We start from the raw sequence: 24,661 nt of genomic DNA on the forward strand, positions 1-24,661 counted from the left end.
AGCGAATCCACAGGCATAGCAGGACCCCCACGTCTTCGATCCAAGGGGCCAGTTTCCATGACCTATGTCGTCACCGACGCCTGCATCCGGTGCAAGTACATGGATTGTGTCGAGGTCTGTCCGGTTGACTGCTTCTACGAGGGCGAGAACATGCTCGTCATCAATCCGAACGAGTGCATCGACTGCGGCGTCTGCGAGCCCGAATGCCCGGCAGAGGCGATCCTGCCGGATACCGAGAACGGCCTCGAGAAGTGGCTGGAGCTCAATCGCACTTATTCGGAATCCTGGCCCAACATCACCCAGAAGGGCGACGCGCCCGCCGACGCCGATGCGATGAAGGGCGTCGAGGGCAAGTTCGAGCAGTTCTTCTCGCCCGAGCCCGGCTCGGGTAACTAGGTTCCGGTCTTGCCGGCATCCGCGGAGCCGGCAATTCGACTGCAGTGAACAGCCGGGCTCGGCTGCACTTGGTCGGGTGGCATCGGCCGGGGGCGATGCGCATGGGCCCTGGCGCTTGCCTTGCTCCGCATGAAGCAGAGTCCGGGATTGTTGCGGAAGCGTCACGCTGCGGTGCAGCGCCGCCGAATCGGTCGCGTGCCCTTGCCGGATCCTGGGGTCGTCCGGCCCGGCAGCGAGCGGCAGACACAATATGAACAGGTTCGCGACATTGGCCGCGGCGAGGGAATCGCCGGAATCCTGCGATGAATTGCATATTTTCGCTGCACAGCGGCGCACTCGGTCTGGTAATTTTATTGCAAACGTGTTAAATGGCCGGAGACGGAGGAAGATTCGCCTCCGCCCGGAGAAGCAAAGAGAAGTCGCCCCGATCAGCCCGTCCCGTATTCGCCGGGGTGGACGCCGAGCCCGTCGGGGCCGGTTATCACGAAAGGTTCCTCGCACATGGCTGCCAAGGCGCTGTCCTTCGATGTCGGCGATTATGTCGTTTACCCCAAGCACGGCGTTGGCCGTGTGATCGAGCTCCAGAAATCCGAAATCGCGGGAATGCAGCTCGAACTCTACGTGCTGCGCTTCGAAAAGGAAAAGATGACGCTGCGCGTTCCGACCAACAAGGCCGAGAGCGTGGGCATGCGCAAGCTTTCGAGCGACAAGACGCTCAAGGAAGCGCTGGATACGCTGAAGGGCAAGCCGAAGGTCAAGCGCACCATGTGGTCGCGCCGCGCCCAGGAATATGAAGCGAAGATCAACTCGGGCGACTTGGTGTCGATCGCCGAAGTGGTCCGCGACCTCTTCCGCGCCGACGACCAGCCCGAGCAGAGCTATTCGGAGCGCCAGATCTTCGAAGCGGCCGCCAGCCGCCTCGCCCGCGAACTCGCGGCGATGGAGGAAGTGGACGAGCCGGCCGCGCTCGAGAAGATCCTCGAGATCCTGCGCAAGGCCGCGGCGATCCACAACAAGGACAAGGTTCCGGCCTGACCCCGATCGGTCCGGAACCCGAAGCAAGGGGCGGCCTTGAAAACCGCCCCTTTTCCTTGTCTGATCGATGGTGTATTATGTATCCAATACACATGGATTTCGGGAGGAAGTTTCGATGCGCGCTGCTCTGATCGCCCTGGCCCTGCTGCCGCTAACGACCGCTGCCGCCTGCCATGCCAGCTGGGAGAAGGAAGGCCACACGGTCAAGCCGAGCGGCGTCGGCGCCAAGCGCAGCTATGACGCGACCGGCTTCACCAAGGTCGATCTGCGCGGGCCGGACGATATCGAGGTGCGCAGCGGCGCGCAGTTCGCAGTCACCGCCGAGGGCGATACGGCCGTCCTCGACCAGCTCGAGGTTCGCGTGGTCGACGGCACGCTGCGCGTCGGCCGCAAGGACCGGAACGGCTTCTCGTTCAGCAACGACCGCGGAGCGAAGGTCCATGTCGTCCTGCCGAAGCTCGATGGTGCGAGCGTGAGCGGCTCCGGTAACATGAGCGTCGACAAGGCCGAGGGCGCTTTCCGCGGCGCGATCGCCGGCTCGGGCAATCTCGGCATCGCCACGCTTGCCGCCACCGACGCCGATCTCTCGATCGCGGGCTCCGGCGACCTCACCGTCGCAGGCACGGTCAACCGGCTCAACGCCTCGATCGCCGGCTCGGGCGACATCGATGCCAGCAAGCTGACCGCCACCGGCGCCAGCATCTCGGTCATCGGGTCGGGCAGCCTGCGCGGTGTGGTCAGGGGCGGCGCCTCGGTCTCGATCGCGGGCTCGGGCGACGTCAATCTCACCGGCGGCGCGAAATGCTCGGTGAGCGCGGTGGGCTCGGGCGAGGCGCATTGCTCCTGAGCTTGCCTCGGCGCTGAAGCCGCGCAAGGGTGCGTCCATGTATCGGCTCGCCCTCGCTCCCCTGCTGCTGCTTGTCGGTGCCGCCGCGCCGGGAGACGAGCGCGTCGTGATGGTCACCGGCTTCGACCGGCTGCGGATCGACGGCCCGTTCGCGGTGGAAGTGGCGCCCGGTTCGCCGGGCGTGACGATCGCCGGGGATCGCGCCGCGCTCGATCGCGTCGCCGTGCGAGTTGAAGCGGGCACGCTGGTCATCAATTCCGGCACGCAGAGCTGGGAATCGGCCGCGGGCAAGATCGCGAGCGATGCCCGCATCCGTGTCACCGTGCCCGGGTTGCGGGTGGTGCAGACCAATGGCGGCGCGCTGCTGAAGATCGCAGAAATGCGTGGCAACCGGCTCGACGTCTCGCTCAATGGGGCGGGGCGGATCGATATCGGCAAGATCGATGCGCAGGATCTGGGCGTCACCCTGGCCGGCGCGGGTACGGTGGCGCTGACCGGCAATGCGCTGCACACACGGGTGCGGCTCTATGGCACCAGCAACCTCGACGCTGCGGCGTTCACCACCGCCGATGCGCTGCTCGTGTCGGGAAGCGGCGGCGCGCTGGTGATGAACGTGCGCTATAACGCCCAGATCAGCGCGACATCGAGTGGGCTGGTCCGCGTGCTCGGCCCGGCCAAATGCCAGGTGATCGGGCAGGGCCCGGTGGAGTGCGCCGATCTCGAACCGCGCCGGGGAAGCTAGGCCGCGAGCGGGAAGCGCAGCAGCCGGTCCTCGAGCGCGACCAGCGCCTGTGCACTGGGCCCCACCGCGCGGACGATCTCGGGGTGATGCGCGTCCAGCCCGCCGGTGAGCGCGCCGAAGGCCGGCAGGATCAGCTTGGTCGGCGACGCGACGAAGCAGCGCCGCGCCACTTGCCGCCCCCGGATACGCAGGCGCAGCTTGGGGTGAAAATGGCCCGAGAGCTCGGGGCGCGGATCCGCCGGCTCGGCCTCGTGGCGCAGGATCAGGCCGTCGATCTCGGCTTCCTCCAGGATCGTGCCGCCAAGGGGGGCGATCAGCAGGCTGTCGTGATTGCCGGTGATCCAGCGCCAGTCGAGCCGGGCGGTGAGCCGGGCGAGCAGCGCGCGCGCATCTTCGGGCAGCCGCTCGCACCCCTGCGAATCGTGGAAACTGTCGCCCAGGCACCAGAGCTCGCGCGCCCGGGTCCGCACCGCCAGCGCCTCGACCGCGTGCAAAGTCGCGATCGAATCATAGGGAGGCAGCATCTGCCCGCGCGCGGCGAACCAGCTGCCCTTTTCGAAATGCAGGTCGGCGACGAGCAGGGCCCTGCGCGCCGGCCAGTAAAGCGCGCCCTCGGGGAGCGCCATCAGGTCATGGCCGGCGAACGAAAGGGGAACCATGGCCCCGGTATCGATCCTCGCGGCCGCGCCGTCAACAGCGCAGCATCGGCACCTTGCGGCCCTGATAAGTGATCGTGCCGTGATCCTGGTCGGCGCGCTCGATCGTGTAGCTGCGCGTCTCGGGCGGGTTCACCTTCTCGGCGCCGTCGCTCGCCGCCGCGTCGTAACGCTCGCGGATCGTCTCGGTCACCATGTTGCCGGCCAGCGCCCAGCCGCCCATCTCGCCGCTGTTGTCGAGGCTGCCATCGGCCGCATAGTGCGCGATGAAATCCGACGCGCAGCTGCTTTCGAAAGACCAGCTGCCGACCAGCCAGTCGTGCAGCGGGGCCTCCACGGCCGGCTTGGCCGGGGCAGGCGCCGCCGCCTCACTCGCTTCGGCTTTCTGCACCGGCTTGGCCGCGTCGGGCTGGCAGGCCGCCAGCGCCGCGCCGCCGAGCACCAAAGCGATGAATCGAGCCCCCTCACGCATGGCCCGAACCTAGCCGAGCTGGCCGATTCGAGCCAGCGCGATCAGGCCGGCACCTTCGCCATCTCGCCGATTTCCGCGAGGATCCGCACCCAGGATCGGATGCCCTTGTGGAAGCTCTTCAGGTCGTATTTCTCGTTGGGCGAGTGGATATTGTCGTCGGTCAGCGCGAAGCCGACCAATACCGTGTCCATGCCGAGGATCTTCGAGATCGACGTGACGACCGGGATGCCGCCGCCGCAGCCGATCAGCGCCGCCTTGCCCCATTCGGCATCGAGCGCCGCGCGCGTGGCGGCGAGCGGCGGGCTGTCGCTGGAGACAGTCACCGCCGGGCTGCCGGGGCCGCGGCCGGTGAATTCCGCCGAGCAATCGGCGGGCAGGCGCGAGCGGACATGCTCCTCGAACGACGTCCAGATCCTGGCCGGGTCCTGGGCGCCGACCAGGCGGAAGCTGACCTTCGCATGGGCCTCTGCCGGGATCACCGTCTTGAAGCCTTCGCCGGTATAGCCGCCCCAGATGCCGTTGATCTCGGCGGTCGGCCGCGACCAGGCCTGTTCGAGCACGTCATGGCCCTTCTCGCCGGCCGGCACGCTCAGGCCGACTTCGCCGAGGAACTCCGCGCCGTCGAAGCCGAGCGCGTCCCAGCTCGCGCGCACCGCCGGCGTCACTTCGGGCACGCCGTCATAGAAGCCGGCGAGCGTCACGCGGCCGTCCGCATCCTTCATCTCGCCCAGGATCGTGCAGAGCAGCTGGATCGGGTTGCGCGCCGGGCCGCCATAGAGGCCGGAATGGAGATCGCGCGACGGCCCGCGCACCGTCACCTGGCCCGCGGCCATGCCGCGCAGGCCGATGGTGAGGCCCGGCGTCTCGGTATCCCACATCAGCGTGTCGCAGATCAGGGCGAAATCGGCCTTCAGCTCCTCGGCATTGGCGTGGAGGAACGGCTCGAGGCTAGTCGAACCCGATTCCTCCTCGCCCTCGAACAGGATCGTCACCTTGCACGGCAGCCGGCCCGCCGTCTCCTTCCAGGCGCGGCAGGCCTCGACGAAGGTGCGCAGCTGGCCCTTGTCGTCCGATGCGCCGCGGCCGACGATCTGCTTCGCGCCGTCGCCGCGCGTCTCGATCACCGGATCGAACGGATCGCGCTTCCACAGCGCGATCGGATCGACCGGCTGCACGTCGTAATGGCCGTAGAACAGGATGTGCGGGCCGTCGCCGTCATGATGGGCCACCACCATCGGATGGCCCGGCGTCTGCGCGACGCGGGCGGCGAAGCCCAGCCCGGCCAGCTCGTCGGAGAGCAGCTTCGCGGCGTGCTGGCACTGCTCGGCATAGGCGGGATCGGTCGAGACCGAGGGGACGCGCATCAGCGCGAAGAGTCGGTCCAGGCTGTCGTCGAGATGCGCCTCGACATAGTCGAGCGCCTTGGTGGAGTCGGTCATGCCGGCAGCGCTACGCCCGTGCGGGACCGGGAGCAAGCCGGCGCGGTACCGCGGCGTCGATCGGAGGCCGGCCCGCTTCAGGCCCCGCCGATCCAGGTCGCGGCGACCTGCCCGGCATCGTCGAGCAGTACCAGATCGGCGGCATGGCCCGGCGCGATCCGGCCATGTGTGTCGTCAAGCCCCATCAGCGCCGCGGGGCTGGCGCTTGCCATCGCCACTGCGGTCGCCAGGTCGATGCCCAGCATCGCAACAGCGTTGCGCACGGCGGCTGCCATGTCGAGGTGCGATCCGGCCAGGGTACCGTCGTCGCTGCGGCAGGCGCCGTCCTTGACGGTGATGTGGCGGCCCTGCAGCACGAAATCGCTCGCGTCCGATCCGACGGAGGGCATCGCATCGGTCACCAGCATGAAGCCGCTGGCCGGCTTGCAGCGCAGCGCCAGGCGCAGCGTGGCCGGGTTCACATGATGCCCGTCGACGATCAGTCCGCAGACCAGCGCGTCCGAATCGAGCGCGGCGCCGACCATGCCCGGCTCGCGCGAGCCGAGCGGCGACATGGCGTTGAACAAATGCGTGACGCCGCGCATGCCCGCGGCCACCGCCGCCTTGGCCTGGTCGTAGCGCGCGTTGGTATGCCCCGCCGCGACCACCACGCCGGCGGCGACGAGCTGCTCGATGTCCGAGACGGCCACGCGCTCGGGCGCGAGCGTCACCAGCGTGCGGCCGCGCGTGAGGCCGGTCAGTGCCGCGATCCCCTCCGCGTCGAGCGGACGGATCTTCTCGGCCGAATGGATGCCCTTGCGATCGACGTTGAGGAACGGGCCCTCGACATGGATGCCGAGCACGCCTGGCACGCCGGCCGCGATCGCGGCATCCACGGCCGCCACGGCGCGACGGATGACGTCGAGATCGTCGCTGATCAGCGTGGGGAGGAAGCCGGTGGTGCCGAAGCGGCGATGCGCGGCCCCGATCGCGGCGATGCCCGCCACGGTCGGCGCGTCGTTGAACAGCACGCCGCCGCCGCCATTGACCTGGGTATCGATGAAGCCGGGGGCGAGCGTGCCGTCCAGCCGCCGCGGCTCGGCGCCGGCGGGAATCGCATCGGCCGGCGCCACGCCGGCGATGCTGGCGCCGTCGATCAGGACGGCGACACCTTCGCGGAGCGCGCCGTCGACCAGCGCGCGTGTCGGGATCAGCGCCTGCATCAGATGGTCTCGGTCACCTTGGCGAGCGACGGCGGCCGATCGGGATCGAAGCCGCGCGCGATCGAGAGCGCGTTGGCGGCGCGGTAGAAAGCCTGGATCTGCAGGATCGGCTCGATCGCCGGACCTGCCGCCGGGTGCGGCAGATGGATCGCGCCCGGCACCTCGCCGCCGCTCACCAGCACTTCGCCGCCGCGGGCGAGCACATCGGCGACCAGATCGTCGACGCCGTCGGCAGTGGCGTCGTCCTGGCGGAAGACGAGCAGCGGGAAGCCGGGGCCGACCAGGGCCATCGGCCCGTGGCGGACCTCGGCGGCGCTGAACGCCTCGGCATGGAGGCCGCAGGTCTCCTTGAACTTGAGCGCGGCTTCCTGCGCCACGCCGAAGCCCAGGCCGCGGCCGATCACATAGAGGCCGCGCGCGCCGTGCAGTCGCGCGACGAGCGGCGACCAGTCGGCCGCCCAGGCGGTCTCGAGCTGGCCGGGCAGCGCGGCAAGGCCGGCCTTGAGCGCCTCGTCGCCGGCCCATTCGCTCACCAGGTGGAGCTGGGCGGCGAGCGCGGCGATGTACGACTTGGTCGCGGCGACGCTGATCTCGGGCCCGGCCCGGAGCGGCACCAGCGTGTCCGATTCGGCGGCGAGGGGCGAATCCTCGACATTGACCATCGCCACGGTGCGGGCGCCGCTTTCCTTGGCCGCGCGCATGGCGGCCAGGATGTCGGGGCTCTTGCCCGATTGCGAGATGCCGAGCGCCAGCATGTCGGAATAATCGGTCTCGACGCCATAGACCGAGGCGATCGAAGGCGAGACCGAAGTGGTCAGCAATCCCAGCCGCGTCTCGATCAGATAGCGGCCGAAGGTGGCGGCATGATCCGAGCTGCCGCGCGCACAGGTGAGCACGCCGCGCGGGCGGGTGGCGCGCAAGCGGGCGCCCAGTTCGCGGACCGCTTCCGCGTTCCGCTCGAGCTGCCGGCGCACTGCCGCGCCGGCTTCGGCCGCCTCGGCGAACATGCGGGTCGATTCGGGGTTGGTCATCCGCTCAGCCCCGCATGTCGAGTTCGGCGACGAAGTCATAGGCGTCGCCGCGATACCAGCTGGTGGTCGCCTCGATCACCCGGCCATCGGCCAGGAAGCCGCGGCGCTCGATATAGAGGACCGGCGCCCCCACCTCCACGCCGAGCAGGGCGGCGCGCTCGGCGTCGCACAAAGCCGCGCGCAGCCGCTGGAGCGCGCGCACCGGGCGGTTGCCGGTCGCCTCGAGCGCGGCATAGAGCGACGAATCGACTGCATCGAGCCCCGAAAGGCCGAAGCCCGGGATGATCGCGAATTCGAGCGCCATCGGCACGTCGTCGGCATAGCGGATACGGTGGAAGCGATAGACCGCGGTGCCGGGGCTGAGCCCGAAGGTGAGCGATTCCTCGCCCGTGACCACGCCCGATTCGCGGATCAGCCATTCGCTGCGCACGCTCCGCCCGCGCGAGGCCATGTCCTCGGAGAAGGACGAGAGCTTGGCGAACTGCTTCTCGACTCGGCCGGCGACGAAGGTGCCGGCGCCGTGGCGGCGGACCAGCAGCCCCTCGTCGACCAGCTTGTCGATCGCCTTGCGCAGCGTGATCCGCGAAACCGAGAGATCGGCGGCCAGGTCGCGCTCGGCGGGAAGCGCTTCGTTGGGTTTCAGCAGATTGTCGCGCAGCGCCTCGCGCAACGCGGTCTCGAGCTGCCGGTAGAGCGGCCCCCTGCCTGCTCCGTCGAGCGGCCTGATCTTTTGCGCCAGCAGCGGCATCGGTTCCCCATCATCGGTCGGCTGTGTGCCGGATGCAACACTAGTACCAATAACGTACCACATGTCAGCAAAAAAATTGCGCTGGTCTGTAACCGCACTGTAAAAATCTGTCTTGACGGCCCCTCAACAGTGAGGAATGGTACGGATATTGGTATGCGACTGGTCTGCCAGAGCCGTACCACAACGAATCATAAGCAAGTTCAGAATCATTCTGACCAAGGGGATGAGAGATGGGGATCCGGGGATTTCTTATCGGCACGGCCAGCGCGATGGCGCTGCTCACCGGTGCCGCGCATGCACAGACCAGCGACACCGCCGCCCAGCCTGCCGACGATCACGAGATCGTCGTCACCGGCTTCCGCGCTTCGCTCGCCCAGTCGATCGAAGCCAAGCGCAAGGCCGATGCGATCATCGACTCGGTCTCGTCGGAAGATGTCGGCAAGTTCCCGAACACCAACGTCGCCGAAGCGCTGACGCTGGTTCCGGGCGTCACCGTCGACCGCGCGTTCGGCCAGGGCGAGAAGGTCTCGATCCTCGGCACCGATCCGGCGCTGAACCGCACGCTGCTGAACGGCCAGACGGTCGCCTCGGCCGACTGGTTCATCCTCGACAATCCGGGCCGTACCTTCAACTACGCGCTGCTCGCGCCGCAGCTCGTCAACCGCGTCGACGTCTACAAGTCGCCCGAACCGCGGATCGACGAGGGTTCGATCGGCGGCACCGTCAACGTGCTCACCCGCAAGCCGCTCGAGCTGAAGCCCTTCGTGGTCGCCGGCTCGCTCAGCTATCTCTACAATGACCGTTCGAAGAAGGGCGACGTCCAGGGCTCGGCGCTGGTCAGCTGGCACAATGCCGACAAGACCCTCGGCATCCTCGCTTCGTTCCAGCGCACCAAGGACCGGCTGCGCCGCGACGGCCTGGAGAGCTACGGTACGATCAGCGCGGATTTCTGGGCGGGCAACAACGATGCCAACACCAGCTCGCTGGCCGCGCCTGCGGTTCCGGTCGCGGGGCGGACCTATACCGGCAACTGCACCGGTACCTGCGCCAGCACGCTGACCGCCAATCCGGGCGCGAAGTTCCCGAACGCGTTCGGCACTTCCTATTTCGCGCAGGGCCGCGAGCGCCTGACCTATTCGGCGACCGCGCAGTGGAAGCCGGTCGATCAGCTCACGATCACGGCCGACTGGCTGCGCATCGACGCGACCTACGACAATCTCAACCAGTCGATGTACGCGTTCCCGGGCAATGTCTGGAACAGCGCCGGCGCGCTGACCGGCCTGACCGTGGACAACGGCATCGTCCGCTCGGCGACCTTCAACAACGCGCTCTCGGTGCTCGATGCGCAGTATCGCGTCGCCGAGATGCATTCCCAGACCTTCCATGGCCAGATCGGCTGGGACGATGTGCACTGGGATCTCAATGTCGAGGGTGGCGTCTCGGATGCCGATGGCGGCACCAAGAAGCAGGTGTTCCTCGAGTTCCTCAACAAGGCGAACTACACCGTCGACATCAGCGGCGCGCCGAACAAGCCGGGCACGATCAGCTATGGCAGCAATGTGCTGGGCAATCCGGCGGCGTTCGTCACCGATCCGGGCTGGAGCGGCAACCTGGTCGACAAGCCGACCACCGACAAGGAGCGCTACGGCCAGATCGACTTCGGCCTGAAGTTCGACGGCGTATTGAAGCGCATCCAGCTCGGCTACAAATATCGCAAGCACGAGACCGGCCAGGAATATGCGGGCATCGCGCTGACCGGGCTGGCGGTGCCGGCGAGCAATTTCAACACCAGCATCGTCAGGGACAATTACCTGTCCGGCTTCGACGGCATCAACGACCAGATGCGCGGCCGCTTCATCATCGACGGCAATTCGATGGTGAACTATGTCCAGAGCCGCCCGGGCCTGCCGACGCCGTCCAAGTTCGCCGCTTCGGAATTCACTGCGGGCAACTGGGACATCCAGGAGCAGATCCACGCCTTCTATGCCCAGGCGAATTTCGACGCCGGCGGCTTCCGCGGCAATTTCGGCGTGCGCTACGTCCATACCGCGACCGACAGCGCGGGCTATGTCTGCAAGCCGGGGGCGATGTGCAATGCCCAGGCCGACTGGGTGTGGCAGACGACCAAGACCAGCTACGACAATGTCCTGCCGAGCGTGAACATCATCGCCGATGTGAACAAGAACCTCGTGTTCCGCTTTGCCGCGGCGCAGGTGATCGCTCGCCCGAACTATGCCGACATGACCAATTACTTCTGGCTGTCGGACCAGATCCTCACCGGCGGCGGCGGCAATCCGGACCTGAAGCCCTACAAGTCGAACAACTTCAACGCGTCGCTCGAATGGTATCTGGCGCCCCGTTCGATCCTGTCGGGCGAGGTCTTCTACAAGGACATCAGCAACTACATCCTGCAGCGGACTTCGCCGGAGCAGCATTTCAACACCGCGCAGGGAAGAGTGACGACCTATCAGATCAGCCGCCCGTTCAATGCGGGCTCGGCCGAGGTGAAGGGCTTCGCTATCGCCTATCAGCAGAGTTTCCCGCTCGGCTTCGGGGTGCTGGCCAACTATACCTATTCGGACGGCAAGGCGAGCACTGGCGGCGACCTGCCTTATAATTCGCGTCACCAGGCCAGCCTGAGCCCGTTCTTCGAGAGCGGCCCGGTGGCGCTGCGCGCGACCTATACCTGGCGTTCGAAATACTTCACCGGCATCGACCGCGGTGACCAGATGTATGTGCGCGACACCGCCAATGTCGACGTGTCGGCGACGTACAACTTCACCAAGGAAGTCGGGCTGACTCTGTCGGGCATGAACCTGACCGACAGCCAATATTATGCCTATGCCAACACGCCGAGCCTGCCGCGCGGCGTGTACAAGACCGGCCGCAAGCTGCTCGCGACCGTCAACGTGAACTTCTGATCTCCAGCTTGGTGTAGTGCACTGGGGTGGCGGATGGACGAGCGATCGCACCACCCGCCGCCCCTTTTTCTTATCCGCCCCCTTTTTCCTATCCGCGGCGCCTGCCCGCCGGGCACGCCGCGATTGAGCGCGGGGCGAAACCGCCTAAGCTCGCTCGATCCAAGCCGGGAGCCGTCCGCGTGATTTCCTGCCGCCTCGCCCTGATCCTCGCCGCCGCGTTCTGCGCCGCCATGCCCGCCGCCGCCCAGCAGCTGCCGCGCCTGCTTCCCGTTCCCGCCGAGATGACCCCGGCCGCCGGCCGCTTCGCGCTGACTGCGTCGACCGCGCTGGTCGTGCCGGCAGGCGATGCCGGCGCGCGGACCGCCGCCGATCGCCTGGCCGAGCTGCTCCGCTTCTCGCGAGGCCTGGCGCTGCGCACCGCCGCGACTTCGCCGCGCCCGGCGATCCGCTTCGTGCGCGCCGCCACCGGCAAGGCGGAGAGCTATGCGCTGGAGATCGGCGCGAATGGCGCCACCATCACCGCCGGCGACGATGCCGGCCTGCTCTACGGCGCCGTCACCTTGTGGCAGGTGCTGACTCAGGACGGCGGCAAGGGCCCGGTCACCACGGCCGGCCTCAGCATCCACGATGCCCCCCGCTTCGCCTGGCGCGGGCTGATGCTCGACAGTGCCCGCCATTTCCAGTCCCCTGCCTATGTCCGCCAGCTGATCGACTGGATGGCGGTCAACAAGCTCAACACGCTCCACTGGCACCTGGTCGACGACCAGGGCTGGCGGGTCGAGATCCGCAAATATCCGAAGCTCACCAGCGTCTCGGGCTGGCGCTATCCCGCCACTGCGCCGGGCGCGCCGCGGCTGCCGAGGACCGGCGGCTTCTACACCCAGGCCGAGATCCGCGCGATCGTTGCCTATGCGGCGAAGCGGGGCATCACCATCGTGCCCGAGATCGAGATGCCCGGCCACGCGCTCGCCGCGATCCGCGCCTATCCCGAGCTCGGCACCGGCGCGCCGATCCCGCCGGGCACCGAGAGTGACTGGGGCGTCTTCCCATGGCTCTACAATATCGACGACAAGACCTTCGCCTTTCTCGAGGACGTGCTGACCGAAGTGATGGAGCTGTTCCCGTCGCAGTACATCCATGTCGGCGGCGACGAAGCGGTGAAGGACCAGTGGAAGGGTTCGCCCGCCATCCAGGCGAAGATGAAGGCGCTGGGCGTCAAGGACGAGACGGCGCTCCAGGCCTGGTTCGTCCATCGCATCGCCGGCTTCCTCCAGGCGCATCACCGCAAGCTGATCGGCTGGGACGAGATCCTCGAAGGCGATGTGCCCGCCGACGCGACGATCACGTCATGGCGGGGCATCGAAGGCGCGATCACGGCGGCCAAGGCAGGGCACGACGCGGTGCTGAGCCCCGCGCCGACGCTCTATATCAACCATCGCCAGGGCTATGGCCCCGACGAGCCGCCCGGCCGCGGCGACCTGATCGACCTGAAGACCGTCTATGCCTTCGATCCGGCGCCCAAGGAGATCCCGGCCGAGCAGCAGCACCATATCCTGGGCCTCCAGGCGAATCTGTGGACCGAGCATGTCCGCACCGAAGCCCGCGCCACCTGGCACTTCTTCCCCCGCGCCAGCGCCGTCGCCGAGATCGGCTGGTCGAAGGCGCAGGGGCGCGATTATGCCGATTTCGTCGACCGGCTGGTGCCGCAGATGGACCGGATGAAACCGCTCGGCCTCACCCCTGCCACCAGCGCCTTCGTGGTGCGCCCCACGTTCGACTACAAGGCGGGCGAGAAGAGCGTGACGGTGACGCTGGCCAACCAGTCGGGCCTGCCGATCCGCTACACGACCGACGGCACGCCGGTCACCGCGGCCTCGCCGCTCTATGCCGGGCCGCTCGCGCTGCCGCTGCCGACCCGGCTGCGCGCCGCGAGCTTCCGCGCCACCGCCACCGTCGGCGGCGCCATCGACCAGCCGCTCGACGCGCGCAGCGTGCGGTTCCGCAGCGACGAGGATCTGAAGACCTGTTCGCACAAGGTCGTGCTGGCGCTGGAGGATGACTATCCGGCGGCCGGCAAGCGCGCGGTGTTCCTCACCGATATTTTCGCGCCCTGCTGGCAATGGGAAGCCGCGCCCGTGGGCGGTGCGAAGGCGATCGCGCTCACCGTCGGGCAGATCCCGTTCAACTTCCAGCTCGGCGCAGACCTCGCGCATGTGAAGGTCCCGCCCTCGGCGACGCCCGAAGGCGAGTTCGAAGTCCGCGCCGGCACCTGCGAAGGCCCGCTGCTCGCGACGCTGCCGCTCGCCGCCGCGGCCGGCAATCCCGGGCTGACCCGGCTGGTCGCGCCGTTCCCGGTGCGCGCGGGCAACGAGACGCTGTGCATCCGCACGACGGCCCGCGGCCTCAATCCGATGTGGGCGCTGGAATCGGTGGAGCTCGTGCAGTGAGCGACGCGGTCACGCTGGTTTCCCCCTTTGCGGGCTGGCTTGCCCCGCTCGATGAAGTGCCCGACGCGGTCTTCGCCGAACGGATGATGGGCGACGGCTTCGCAGTCGATCCGGTTGAGGGTGTGCTGCGCGCGCCCGCCGCGGGCGAAGTGATCTCGATCCCGGCAAGCGCCCATGCGGTGACGCTGCGGCTCGAAAACGGCGCCGAGCTGCTGCTCCATATCGGGTTGGAGACGGTGGCGCTGAACGGCCGGGGCTTCGCGGCCAGAGTGGCGCCGGGCGCGCGCGTGTCGGCCGGCGACGCGCTGATCGCGTTCGATCTGGACGAAGTGGCCGCCGCCGCCCGCGCGCTGATCACGCCGGTGGTGTTGGCGAGCCAGGGCTATGCGCTCGAACTGGAGCCGCTCGGCCGCACGGTGGAAGCCGGCAGTGCGATCGGGCGGGTCGTACCCGATGGCAGCGCCGCCAGGCGCTCGGCATCGTCCGGCATCACTGCCGAGCGCAGCGTGCGCGTCACTGCCGCCAACGGCATCCATGCCCGGCCGGCCGCGCGCATCACTGCCGCGCTGAAGCCTTTCCTCGCCGATGTCGCGCTGCACGCCGCCGATCGCAGCGCCAATGCACGCAGCACCATTGCGCTGCTCGGCCTCGGCGTGGGCAGGGACGCGGAGATACGCATCGTGGCGACCGGCGACGACGCCCGGGCCGCGGTCGACGCAGTTGCCGAGCTGGTCCTCGCCGATTTCCACGAGACCGCGCACGCGCCAGCGCCCAGGCCGGTCGCCACCGGCGCCGGGCCGGTGCGTGCCGCGCCCGGCCTCGCCATCGGCCAGGCTTTCCAGCTGCGCGGCCGCGATCTCGACGTGCCGGTCGACGGCAAGGGGGCCGCCGCCGAGCGGGCTGCACTGTCCGGCGCGCTTGCGGCCATTGCCGCCGGCCTGGACGGCGCGCACGGCGCTGCTGCCGAGATCGCCGAGGCGCATCGCGCGCTGCTTGCCGATCCCGAGCTCGCCGCCGGTGCCGCCCGCCACATCGCCGAGGGGCGCAGCGCCGGTTTTGCCTGGCGCGCCGCGACTGCCGAAGCCGCCGCCGCGCTCCGCGCCACGGGGGATGCGCTGCTGATCGAGCGCATCGCGGATCTCACCGATCTGGAGCGCCAGGTGATTGGCCGGCTGCTCGGCGCCGCCGCGCCGGCCGCGCCGCTGCTGCCCAAGGGCGCCATCCTGTTCGGCGAGGATCTGCTGCCCTCGCAGTTCCTGGGCCTGGACACCGCGCGGCTCGCCGGCATCTGCACCGCGCAGGGCGGCCCGACGTCGCACGTCGCGATCCTGGCGGCTTCGGCCGGCGTGCCGATGCTGGTTGCGGCGGGCGAAGGGGTGCTGGCGATTGCCGACGGCACGCCGGTGATCCTTGATGCCGATGCCGCGACGCTCGCCGTGGATCCCGACGCCGATGCGCTGGCCGAGGCGAGTGCGCGCCTCTCGGCTCTGCGCGAGCGCCGTGCCCGCGAGCTGGCGGCCGCGCATGTTTCCGCGCGCACCGCGGACGGCGTCCGCATCGAAGTGTTCGCCAATCTCGGCTCGGTCGCGGACGCCTCCGCCGCGGTCAGCGCCGGCGCGGAAGGCTGCGGGCTGCTGCGCACCGAGTTCCTGTTCCTCGAGCGCGACACCGCGCCCAGCGAGGACGAGCAGCGCGAGACCTATTCGGCGATCGCCGCGACGCTGGGCGAGCGCCCGCTGATCGTGCGCACGCTCGACATCGGTGGCGACAAGCCGGTGCCGTATCTGCCGATGGATGCCGAGGAGAACCCGGCGCTCGGCCTGCGCGGCGTGCGCCTCACCCTGGCCCGGCCGGACCTGATGCGCATCCAGCTTCGTGCGATCCTGCGCGCGGTGCCCGCCGGCCAGTGCCGGATCATGCTGCCGATGGTCGCCGACCTGGACGATTACCGGCCGGTGCGCGCGCTGCTGGACGAAGTGCGCGCCGAACTTGGCGTGGCCGAGGCGATCCCCCTCGGCGTGATGATCGAGACTCCGGCCGCCGCGATGCTCGCCGGGCAGATCGCGCGGGAAGCCGATTTCCTCTCGATCGGCACCAATGATCTGACTCAGTACACGCTTGCCGCCGATCGCGGGAACGCATCGGTGTCGTCGCGGATCGACGCGATGCACCCGGCGGTGCTCCGCCTGGTCCGCGAAGTCGGCAGGGGCGCGGCCGAAGCCGGCCGCTGGGCCGGCATGTGCGGCGGCCTTGCCTCCGATCCGCTGGCGGCGCCCCTGTTGATCGGCCTCGGCATCACCGAGCTCAGCGCCACCCCGGCCCAGGTGCCCGGCGTGAAGGCCGCGGTCGCCCGGTTCGACCTGACCGCCTGCAAGGCGCTTGCCGAGCGTGCCTGCGCCGCCCAATCCGCGGCCGAAGTCCGCGCCCTTGCAATGGAAGCATCCGCATGAGCTTCAGTCCTTCGACCCTGCTCGCCAAGGCCCAGCCGCTCGGCCGCGCCTTGATGCTGCCGATCGCGGTGCTGCCGATCGCGGCGCTGCTGCTGCGCCTGGGCCAGGCGGACATGCTCGGCGTCCCCTTCATCGCGGCGGCGGGCGATGCGATCTTTTCCAACCTCGGTCTGCTGTTCGCGGCGGGCGTCGCGGTGGGGCTGGCCAAGGAGAATCACGGCGCGGCGTCGCTCGCCGGGGTGGTGACTTATCTGGTCTCCACCGAAGGCGCCAAGGTGCTGCTCCATCTGCCGCCCGATCTCGTCTCGGCGGCGGCGCTGGAGCAGGCGGCATGGCGGGCCAAGGAAATCTCCAAGCTCAGCGTGCCGCTCGGCATCTGCTCGGGCATCGTTGCCGGGCTGCTCTACAATCGCTTCCACGCGATCAAGCTGCCCGATTACCTCTCCTTCTTCGGGGGGCGCCGCTTCGTGCCGATCGTCTCGGGCCTGGCCGGGCTGGTGTTCGCGGCTGCCTTCGGGCTCGGCTTCCCCTGGTTCGAGGCGGGGATCGACGCGCTGAGCCACTGGGTGCTCGGCGCCGGTTCGCTCGGACTGTTCCTGTACGGGCTGCTCAACCGGCTGCTGCTGATCACCGGCCTGCATCACATCATCAACAATATCGCCTGGTTCCTGCTCGGCGACTTCCACGGCGCGACCGGGGACATCAAGCGGTTCTTCGCGGGCGATCCGACTGCGGGATCGTTCATGGCAGGCTTCTTCCCGGTGATGATGTTCGGCCTGCCCGCGGCCTGCTTCGCCATGTATCGCAACGCGCTTCCCGAGCGGCGCAAGGCGGTCGGCGGGCTGTTGCTCAGCCTCGCGCTCACCTCGCTGCTCACCGGCGTGACCGAGCCGATCGAGTTCAGCTTCATTTTCCTCGCGCCGGTGCTCTACCTGATCCACGCCGTGCTGACCGGCATTGCGATGGTGGTGATGGACCTGCTCGGCGTGAAGCTCGGCTTCGGCTTCTCGGCCGGGCTGTTCGACTATGTGCTGAACTATGGCCTGTCGACCCGGCCGCTGCTGCTGATCCCGGTCGGGATCGCCTATGCCGTGGTCTATTACGTCACCTTCAGCTGGTGCATCCGGAAGTTCGACCTCAAGACTCCCGGCCGCGAGCCGCTCGACGTGGTGGCGGCGGACGCGGCCGTGGCCGATCGGGGCGCTGCGATCGCCGCGGCACTGGGCGGAGCGGCCAATATCCGCTCGGTCGATGCCTGCACCACGCGGCTGCGCCTGGTCCTTGCCGACAATGGCGTCGCGGACGAGCCGCGCCTGAAGGCGCTCGGCGCGCGGGGCGTGGTCAGGCTGCGGGACGGCGGGTTGCAGGTGGTGCTCGGCCCGATCGCCGACCAGGTCGCCGCCGAAGTGCGCGCCGCGATCGGCGGCGGTGCCGCCGCGCCGGCGCCTGCCTCCCCCGCACCGGCGATCGCAGCGGCGCGGCACGACACCGGCGGCATCCGGGCCGCGCTCGCCGGGACGAAGATCCGGGCCGTCGCCGCCAATGCGACGCGCGTGTTGATCGACGTCGAGGATCCGGCCGCCATCGACGTCGCCGCGCTGGCGGGTGCGGGCGTGCGTGCCGTGGCCGGTTCGGGCAATCGCCTCCACCTGATCGTCGGCCCCGGCGCCGAGGCGCTGGGCGCGCAGCTCAAGGGCGAGCTGCTGCCTGGCTAGACGGCGGTGCCCGGGACGATGATCCCGGGCACCGCCGTTTCCGCTCAGAACTTGACGCGCGCGTCCACCAGGAAGGAACGCGGCGGCAGATAGTTGAACTGGTCGCCCTGCCCATAGCCGTTCTGATAGCTGACGCCGTTCACAACGGTGGTCGGCGCGCCCGAGGAACTGCTCGAGATGGCAGTGACCGCGCGGCTGTCGAACACGTTCTGGACGGTTATTCCCAGCCGGAAGTGCTCGCCGACTTCCTGGCTCATCGCGAACTCGCCGACGCTGTAGGGCTTGATGCGATAGAGGCGCAGATTGGGATTGCCGCTGAACTCGGTCGCATATTGCGGGCCGGTGTACTTCTGGTTGAAGGACAGGCGGAAGCCCTGGTCGCGATACACGAAGCCCGCCGCCGCGGTACCGAACGGCGCCTTGGCGATCTGCGCGCCGGTGGTGACGCTGCGCGCGTAATTGTACGAGCCGTTGGCGAACAGGGTGAGGCCGCGGACCGGCATCAGGCTGAGCTGTCCCTCGACGCCCTTGTAGCGAACCTGGCCGATGTTGACGAGCAGCGTGGTGTCGCAGCCGACCGTGGTGCAGGTGCCGATCTTGTTGTTGACGTTGATGACATAGCCGTCGACGTCGATCGAGACCTTGTCGCCGTGCCAGACGGTGCCGACCTGGTAGTTGGTCGTGGTCTGCGGCTTGAGCGCATCGAGCGCGGTCGAGAGCGAGCCCGAGGTCGAATAGAAGCTCGACAGGTCGGGCACGTACATGCCCTGCGCATATTGGGCGTAGAAGGACCAGTTGGTCATCGCCGCCCAGTTCGCAGTCAGGAACGGCAGCGTCTTGGTCCAGGTCTGGCTGGTGTCGATCGGGCTGCGCGACTTCTGGTTGACCAGCGCGTCGACGCCGCGGGTGAAGTGGACATATTTGACGCCCGGCGTGATCGCCAGGCTGTCGATCGGACGGATCTCGAACTCGCCGAACAGCTGGTACTGGCTCCAGTTCGAATGCTGCACATATTGGATCGCGGCCAGCGCAGTCGACGGCAGCGCGTTCTGGGCGGCGGAGCCGTTGCCGTTGTTGAACTTCTCGTTGAACGACAGCGCGCCGGTGGTCATGTCGAGATCGACCAGGTGGCGATCGGTATCGGCATGCTCGTACCAGCCGCCCAACCGGATCTTGCCGAGCGCGAAACTATAGTTGAGCTGGCCGATATAGCCGAGCACCCGGTATTTGTTCATCTTGTTGTAGCCGAGCACGTCGCCGGCCTTGGTCACCGCGACATAGGGCGAGGCAGGCGTGCCGGCGCCGGCGAAGCCGGTCACCACCGTGCCGCTGTTCCCGGACAGCGTGTTGTTGGTGTAGCCGTACATATAGACGCGATTGTCCATCGAGAAGCCGGAGCCCAGCTCGCTCTGGAGGCGCAGATACGAGAAATCGGTGGTCTTGTCGGTGCGGTTGTAGCGCCAATAGTCCATCATGGTGGGATCGTTGGTCAGCCCGTAATTCTTGCCATAGACGCCGACGTTCGAGCTCGCCGCGCAATTCGTGCCGCTGAGCTGGGTCAGCGGCTGGCCGTCGGGGCCCAGCGCGGCATTGGCGAAGCCGGCGATGCCCTTGGCGGCGCTGCCGCAGGTGGCGCCCTTGGCCACGTCCGACTGGTAATAGTGGTTGCGGTTCCAGGTGCTCATCACGGTGAGCGTGTTTGACGCGCCGATCGGCACGACTGCCTTGCCGTAGAGATTCTTGCCGGCGACCGGGGAATAGGTGAGCGCGCCGTCCGACTGCATGATCTGGCCGGTGAGCACGATGCGCGTGCCGCCCAGGCTCTGGATCGCGCCGCTCTGGAATTCGGCGCGGCCGATGAACGAGTTCCACAGGCCGGCGATCGCCTGGATCTGGCCGCCCATCTGGTCCTTCACCGCGCGCGAATACATGTTGAGGTTGCCGCCATAGCTGGCCTGGCCGAGCTGGCTGGCATTGCCCGGGCCGCGATCGACCACGACCGTCTCGATGGTGTTCGACGGGAAGAAGGCAGTCGAATGGTGCGTTGGGTTGTTGGTGTCGCCGAACGGGATCGAATCATAGGTGATATTGTATTCGCCGTCCTGGAAGCCGCGGATCACTGCCTTGGTCTCGCCAAAGCCATAGCCGTTGCCGGCGCCGGTGATCGAGACGCCCGGGGTGAGCGCGATCAGCTCGTTGAAGTCGGCGGCCGGGGTGGTGTTGTCGATATAGTCGCGGCTGACCGCCGATTGCGGCTGGGTGGTGGTGAGCGACGCGGTGAGCGGCGCGCTCTCCGCGGTGCGCGAGCCGGTGACGATGATGTCGGACGAGGTCAGCGACTGCTTGTCGTTGGCCTGGCCGGCATCGTTGGCGCTGGTCGACTTGGTCTGGCCGTCGTCCGCCGCCGCGGCGGTCTGGGCCTGGGCGGCGGTGGCGCAGGCGAGCGCCGGAAGGCTGCCGGCGATGAGCAATGCGATGCGCGTTTGAGGCTTCATGTCGTTTCCCCCTCGGGACGTTCAAAGGTTCACTGGCAAGGATTCACTGGCAAAGATTCACTGGGCGATGCGGGCGAGTTCGGCGCGGGCCGCGGCGATGCGCGCGGCGGCGGCCGGGCTGGCAAGGATGCGCGCGACGGCGATGGAGGCGATCACATGGCTCGCCTCGGTGTCCGACGGGAAATGCACACCGCAGATCTCGCGGCTGAGCGCATAGTCGCGGGCGCGGTCGAGCACGGCCACAGCCTTGGCCGGCGCCAGCGTCGCCAGCATCAGGCCGACCGAATAGCCGAGCGTCGAATGGCCGCTCGGATAGCTGCGGGTCGGCTGCTTGCCCTTGCCGGCATCGCAGTTCGGCATGGTGGGATCGATGCCCCAGGGGCGGACCCGGGCAAAATGCTCCTTGGCGATGTTGGCCGCCAGGTTGGCGTCGTTATGGACCAGGCCGAGCAGTTCCCAGGTCGCCGGCAGCGTCTTCAGGTTGACGCCCATCGCCTGGTCGAAGATCGAGGGGTCCTCATGCGCGTCGTCCCGGCGCGCCTGCTCCATCCGCTCGGGCGAAGTGCCGGCGATCAGCGCGTGGAGATAGGCGAGTTCGAGCTTCTCGACGTCCGATCCGCGGGCCGGCGGCGCCGGGACGATGCCGTCGGCCGGGAAATCCTCGGCGCGGAGCAGCTTGAAAGTCTTGGCCGGCTTGGCTGCCGGTGCCTGCTGGGCATTTGCCGCGACCGGAACCGCGAGACAGGCGCCGGCGAGCAGCAGCGTGAAGCGAGTGCGCAGGAACATGGGATGGTCTCCGTTTCGATGGGGCGTTCAGGAGCGGACGGGGGCGAGGACCAGCACGACGAAGCTGCCGGGCACGGGCTTGCCGCGCTTGGCGCCGGCCTCGGGCGCGGCGAGCGTGGCGGCGGGCAGGTAGATGCGGCCGTCGCGCGGATCGATCGCGCCGGTCTTGGCGCCGACCTGGGTCGGGATCGTCCCGGCGTGGCGGATGTGCGGGGCGACGTGGATGTCGACGACCTCCAGCGTGCCGGTGCCGCCACAGGGAATGAAGGCGAGCCCGCGTGCCGCATCGACGAGCACGGCGTCGGGATCGCTGCCGATCGCGAAGCTGCCGGCGACCCTGGCGGCGGCGACGTCGACGATCATCGCGACCTTGTTGGCGCAGGCGCTGATCAGCCGGGTGCCGTTCGCGACCAGGGCGAGTCCGGTCGGCCCCTCGCAGCCGGGCAGCGCGATCGACTTGACGACGCGGCGCGCCTTCAGATCGATGACGGCGATCGCGTTCCTGTCCTCGATATTGACATAGCCCAGGCCCTTGCCGTCGGCGACGCCGAACTCGAGGCCGCCGCCGACCTGGATCTTGCCGGCCAGCGCATGGCGCACGGGATCGACGAGCGCGATCGTGCCGTCGCCGGCATTCATCACGGCAACCAGGCCGGTGGCGGGATCGAGAAAGGCGGCGTCGGGCTTGGCGCCGGTGGCGACTTCCGCCGTCACTGCGCCGGTGGTGGCGTCGATGAAGCGAGTCAGGCCGGTCTCGCCGTCGGTCTCGACGATCTCCCGGGTGCCGGGCAGGGGCAGGACGGCATGGGCGCGATGCGCAGGCGCCAGCGCGGCGGTCACCTTCCGGTCGGACAGGTCCACCGCCATGACGCCGTTGGAGCGCGCGACATAGAGCCGGCCGGCTGCGGGGTCGACGCTGGCGAAGTCCCAGCCGCCGTCCGCGCCGGGGATCCGGTCTACGATCCGATAATCGGCGTGCGTCGCCGGTTGCGCCCAGCTGCAGATGGGCGCAAGCATTCCTGCCACGGCGAGCGCCGCAGCACAGCATTTCCGAGTCATGTTCCAGTCAACCCCAATATGGGCCGGCGATGCGTTGCCGGCCTTGGCAGGGGTGGCGCTAGGTTCGCCGAATGACAGTCTTGTGACTTGTCTCGTCCGAAACGGTGCCTGGAGCGTTACATTGCAAAATTAGAATGTCGCGCCTTGCTCCGACGCGGGAAATCGCACGCGGACGATCAGGCCCGGCCCGGCATCGTCGAGCTCGACCGTCGCTTCGTGGAAGCCGGCGATGGCGGCGACCAGGGCGAGGCCCAGTCCATGGCCGGGCGTGCTCCGGCTGCGTTCCAGACGCACGAAGCGGCCCAGCACTTCCTGCCGCTCGCTCGCCGGAATGCCGTTCCCGTCGTCGCGCACCATCAGCACGGCCGAAGCCCCGTCGCGGCGCAGCGAGACCTGCGTCGTGCTGCCCTCGGGCGTGTGCAGCTGCGCATTCTCGATCAGGTTGACCAGCAGCTGGTTGAACAGATCGGCGTCGCCCCGGATGAAGCAGGGCTCGCATGCCTCCAGCCGCAGCGTGCGCGCGGAGTCGACAAAGGCGGGCGCATAGGATTCGACCACGTCCTCGACCAGCGGGTCCAGGCGGATGGTGGCGACCTGTGCGCGGCGGCGGCCGGCCTGGACCTCGCCGATGCGCAGCAGCGCCGCGAACAGGGACAGGATGCCGTCGCATTCGCTATCGGCCGCAGTGATGAGCGCCGTGCGTTCCTCCTCCGCCAGCCCGGCTTCGGCGGCTTCCCGCAGCGTCGCCTGCAGCCTGGTGAGCGGCGTGCGCAGGTCATGGGCGATGTCGCTGGAGACCTGGCGCAGATTGTCCATCAGCGCCTCGATCCGGTCGAGCATGCGATTGAAGGTGCGGGCCTGCTCGGCAAAGGTGCCGCCGAGCGAATCGACCGGCACGCGCCGGGAGTAATCGCCCGCGATGATGGCATTGGCCGTAGTGCCGATCGCCGCGAGGCGGGCCGAGATCAGCCGGCCGAGGAGCAGGCTCGCCAGCGCGCCGAAGATCGCCGAGAGCGCCAGCGCCGTGCCGAACAGCGGCCAGACGCTCTTGCCCAGATCCTCGATCGATTCGCTTTCGGCGACGATGGTGAGCCGGCCGCCATCCGCCAGCGCGAACTGGGCCGCGCGCGCGGACTCCCAGGCTTCGCCGGGTTGGCGGAACAGCACCGCGCCGTCCCGGCCGGGCGGCGCCCGCAGCTCCGCGGTTCCGGCGAGCAGGGTGCCGCGGGCGTCGGTCAGGCGGTGCCCGATGCTGCCGATCTCCCGCCGGCGCATCCGCTCGACGATGCGCGCGGCGACGTCCCCGGCGCCGGGCGCGTGGCCGTCGATCGGCGCCAGCAGCCGCGCCTTCTCGCGCGCCAGGCGGGCGTCCTGCACCCGATTGAACGCGAGATCGGCCAGGACATAGAGCGCCATGCCGATCGCCACCGACGCGAGCGCGCAGACCAGGCCGAACAGGCCGGCCAGCCCGGTGACGGAGCGGGGCCGCAGCCGGTCAGGCAGCATCATCGACGTGCAGCGTATAGCCGAAGCCCCGGGCCGTCTCGATCGGATCGGGATCGCCGTGCACGGTGAGCTTGGCGCGGAGCCTGCTCATGTTGCTTTCGATGATGTTCGTCGTGGGCTCGAACGAATAGCCCCAAACCGCTTCGATCAGCATCATGCGAGTGACCGGGCGGCCGGCATTGCGCATCAGCTCGGCGAGCAGCGCGAATTCCTTCTTGTTGAGGTGCAGCGGCTTGCCCCGGCGCCACGCGCGGAAGGTCGTCAGCACGATCTCCAGGTCGCCCGCGCGCAGCATGTCGCTCCGGTCGGTGCCCTTGGCGCGGCGGCCGATCGCGTTGAGCCGCGCGATGACCTCGCCGATGTCGAACGGCTTGACGAGATAGTCGTCGGCGCCGGCGTCGAGCCCCTCTATCCGGTCCTCCAGCGTGCCGAGCGCGCTCAGCATCAATACCGGCACATGGCCGGGCTTGCGGCGCAGCACTTCCATGCCGTCCACCACCGGCATCATCCGGTCGAGGACCATTGCGTCATAGTTCCGGCTCGTCAGCAGCGCGAGCGCGGCGCGCCCCGAAAGCGCGATGTCGCACTCCAGGCCATGATGTCGCAGACCGCGCTGGAGGAAATGCGCGATCCCGGCGTCGTCCTCGACGATCAATATGTTCATGGGAGGTCTCGTCCGCTTGCCCGGCCTGCTTGGCGGACATTTGTGACAGA

At 68.6% G+C, this 24,661-nt stretch carries 19 protein-coding genes; 8 read left to right on the top strand and 11 right to left on the bottom strand.

Features of this window, described 5'->3' with window-relative positions; translation table 11 throughout:
• The first annotated feature begins 57 nt into the window (after window positions 1-57).
• The 4 genes from fdxA to FFS08_RS11470 all read left to right on the top strand — a co-directional run bounded on the left by fdxA (window position 58) and on the right by FFS08_RS11470 (window position 3,020).
• Window positions 58-396: a ferredoxin FdxA gene (fdxA, locus tag FFS08_RS11455; protein ID WP_137862044.1), complete on the top strand. Its 339-nt coding sequence runs from the start codon at window positions 58-60 to the stop codon at window positions 394-396.
• A 501-nt stretch (window positions 397-897) separates the two neighbouring features.
• On the top strand, window positions 898-1,431 hold the full coding sequence (locus FFS08_RS11460) for a CarD family transcriptional regulator (RefSeq protein WP_086127610.1): 534 nt from the start codon (window positions 898-900) through the stop codon (window positions 1,429-1,431).
• A gap of 115 nt (window positions 1,432-1,546) precedes the next feature.
• The gene (locus FFS08_RS11465; protein WP_137862045.1) at window positions 1,547-2,278 is read left to right on the top strand and encodes a head GIN domain-containing protein; all 732 of its coding nucleotides are present in this window, start codon (window positions 1,547-1,549) and stop codon (window positions 2,276-2,278) included.
• Window positions 2,279-2,315: 37 nt separating this feature from the next.
• Window positions 2,316-3,020: a GIN domain-containing protein gene (locus tag FFS08_RS11470; RefSeq protein WP_137862046.1), complete on the top strand. Its 705-nt coding sequence runs from the start codon at window positions 2,316-2,318 to the stop codon at window positions 3,018-3,020.
• Here FFS08_RS11470 and pdeM read toward each other — a convergent pair.
• The 6 genes from pdeM to FFS08_RS11500 form a co-directional block, all read right to left on the bottom strand.
• Complete coding sequence (pdeM, locus tag FFS08_RS11475; RefSeq protein WP_137862047.1) at window positions 3,017-3,679, bottom strand: ligase-associated DNA damage response endonuclease PdeM; 663 nt, start codon at window positions 3,677-3,679, stop codon at window positions 3,017-3,019. The genes FFS08_RS11470 and pdeM overlap by 4 nt on opposite strands.
• A 31-nt stretch (window positions 3,680-3,710) precedes the next feature.
• Entirely contained in the window at window positions 3,711-4,148 is a 438-nt protein-coding gene (locus FFS08_RS11480) for a hypothetical protein (RefSeq protein ID WP_137862048.1), read from the bottom strand.
• 41 nt (window positions 4,149-4,189) lie between these two features.
• Window positions 4,190-5,587, bottom strand: coding sequence for a M20/M25/M40 family metallo-hydrolase (locus tag FFS08_RS11485; protein WP_137862049.1), 1,398 nt, complete (start codon window positions 5,585-5,587; stop codon window positions 4,190-4,192).
• 77 nt (window positions 5,588-5,664) lie between these two features.
• Window positions 5,665-6,792, bottom strand: a complete 1,128-nt coding sequence (gene nagA, locus FFS08_RS11490) for an N-acetylglucosamine-6-phosphate deacetylase (protein ID WP_502702024.1) — start codon at window positions 6,790-6,792, stop codon at window positions 5,665-5,667.
• Window positions 6,789-7,820 (bottom strand): SIS domain-containing protein, encoded by a 1,032-nt coding sequence (locus FFS08_RS11495; RefSeq protein ID WP_137862051.1) that lies wholly within the window; start codon window positions 7,818-7,820, stop codon window positions 6,789-6,791. Before FFS08_RS11495 ends, nagA begins: the two co-directional genes overlap by 4 nt.
• Before the next feature lie 4 nt (window positions 7,821-7,824).
• Entirely contained in the window at window positions 7,825-8,568 is a 744-nt protein-coding gene (locus tag FFS08_RS11500; RefSeq protein ID WP_086127602.1) for a GntR family transcriptional regulator, read from the bottom strand.
• 230 nt (window positions 8,569-8,798) lie between these two features.
• On the opposite strand from FFS08_RS11500, the gene FFS08_RS11505 reads away from it, so the two are divergent.
• From FFS08_RS11505 to nagE, 4 genes are all read left to right on the top strand, one after another.
• Window positions 8,799-11,489, top strand: coding sequence for a TonB-dependent receptor (locus FFS08_RS11505; RefSeq protein ID WP_137862052.1), 2,691 nt, complete (start codon window positions 8,799-8,801; stop codon window positions 11,487-11,489).
• Between the two features lie 179 nt (window positions 11,490-11,668).
• Entirely contained in the window at window positions 11,669-13,936 is a 2,268-nt protein-coding gene (locus FFS08_RS11510; protein WP_249341027.1) for a beta-N-acetylhexosaminidase, read from the top strand.
• Window positions 13,933-16,386: a phosphoenolpyruvate--protein phosphotransferase gene (gene ptsP / locus FFS08_RS11515; protein WP_249341028.1), complete on the top strand. Its 2,454-nt coding sequence runs from the start codon at window positions 13,933-13,935 to the stop codon at window positions 16,384-16,386. The genes FFS08_RS11510 and ptsP overlap by 4 nt, the downstream gene beginning before the upstream one ends.
• Window positions 16,383-18,101, top strand: a complete 1,719-nt coding sequence (gene nagE, locus FFS08_RS11520; RefSeq protein ID WP_137862053.1) for an N-acetylglucosamine-specific PTS transporter subunit IIBC — start codon at window positions 16,383-16,385, stop codon at window positions 18,099-18,101. Before ptsP ends, nagE begins: the two co-directional genes overlap by 4 nt.
• 44 nt (window positions 18,102-18,145) lie before the next feature.
• On the opposite strand, the gene FFS08_RS11525 is transcribed toward nagE, so the two are convergent.
• From FFS08_RS11525 to FFS08_RS11545, 5 genes are all read right to left on the bottom strand, one after another.
• Entirely contained in the window at window positions 18,146-20,596 is a 2,451-nt protein-coding gene (locus tag FFS08_RS11525; protein WP_137862054.1) for a TonB-dependent receptor, read from the bottom strand.
• A gap of 57 nt (window positions 20,597-20,653) precedes the next feature.
• Window positions 20,654-21,382: a phosphatase PAP2 family protein gene (locus FFS08_RS11530; RefSeq protein ID WP_137862055.1), complete on the bottom strand. Its 729-nt coding sequence runs from the start codon at window positions 21,380-21,382 to the stop codon at window positions 20,654-20,656.
• Window positions 21,383-21,409: 27 nt separating this feature from the next.
• A complete protein-coding gene (locus tag FFS08_RS11535; protein WP_137862056.1) occupies window positions 21,410-22,399 on the bottom strand; it encodes a YncE family protein in 990 nt (329 codons plus the stop codon).
• Window positions 22,400-22,570: 171 nt separating this feature from the next.
• Window positions 22,571-23,950, bottom strand: a complete 1,380-nt coding sequence (locus tag FFS08_RS11540; RefSeq protein ID WP_137862057.1) for a HAMP domain-containing sensor histidine kinase — start codon at window positions 23,948-23,950, stop codon at window positions 22,571-22,573.
• The gene (locus FFS08_RS11545; protein ID WP_137862058.1) at window positions 23,937-24,611 is read right to left on the bottom strand and encodes a response regulator transcription factor; all 675 of its coding nucleotides are present in this window, start codon (window positions 24,609-24,611) and stop codon (window positions 23,937-23,939) included. Before FFS08_RS11545 ends, FFS08_RS11540 begins: the two co-directional genes overlap by 14 nt.
• Window positions 24,612-24,661: the final 50 nt, after the last annotated feature.

The organism is Sphingomonas sp. 1F27F7B (assembly GCF_005503355.1).
Lineage (GTDB): Bacteria > Pseudomonadota > Alphaproteobacteria > Sphingomonadales > Sphingomonadaceae > Sphingomonas.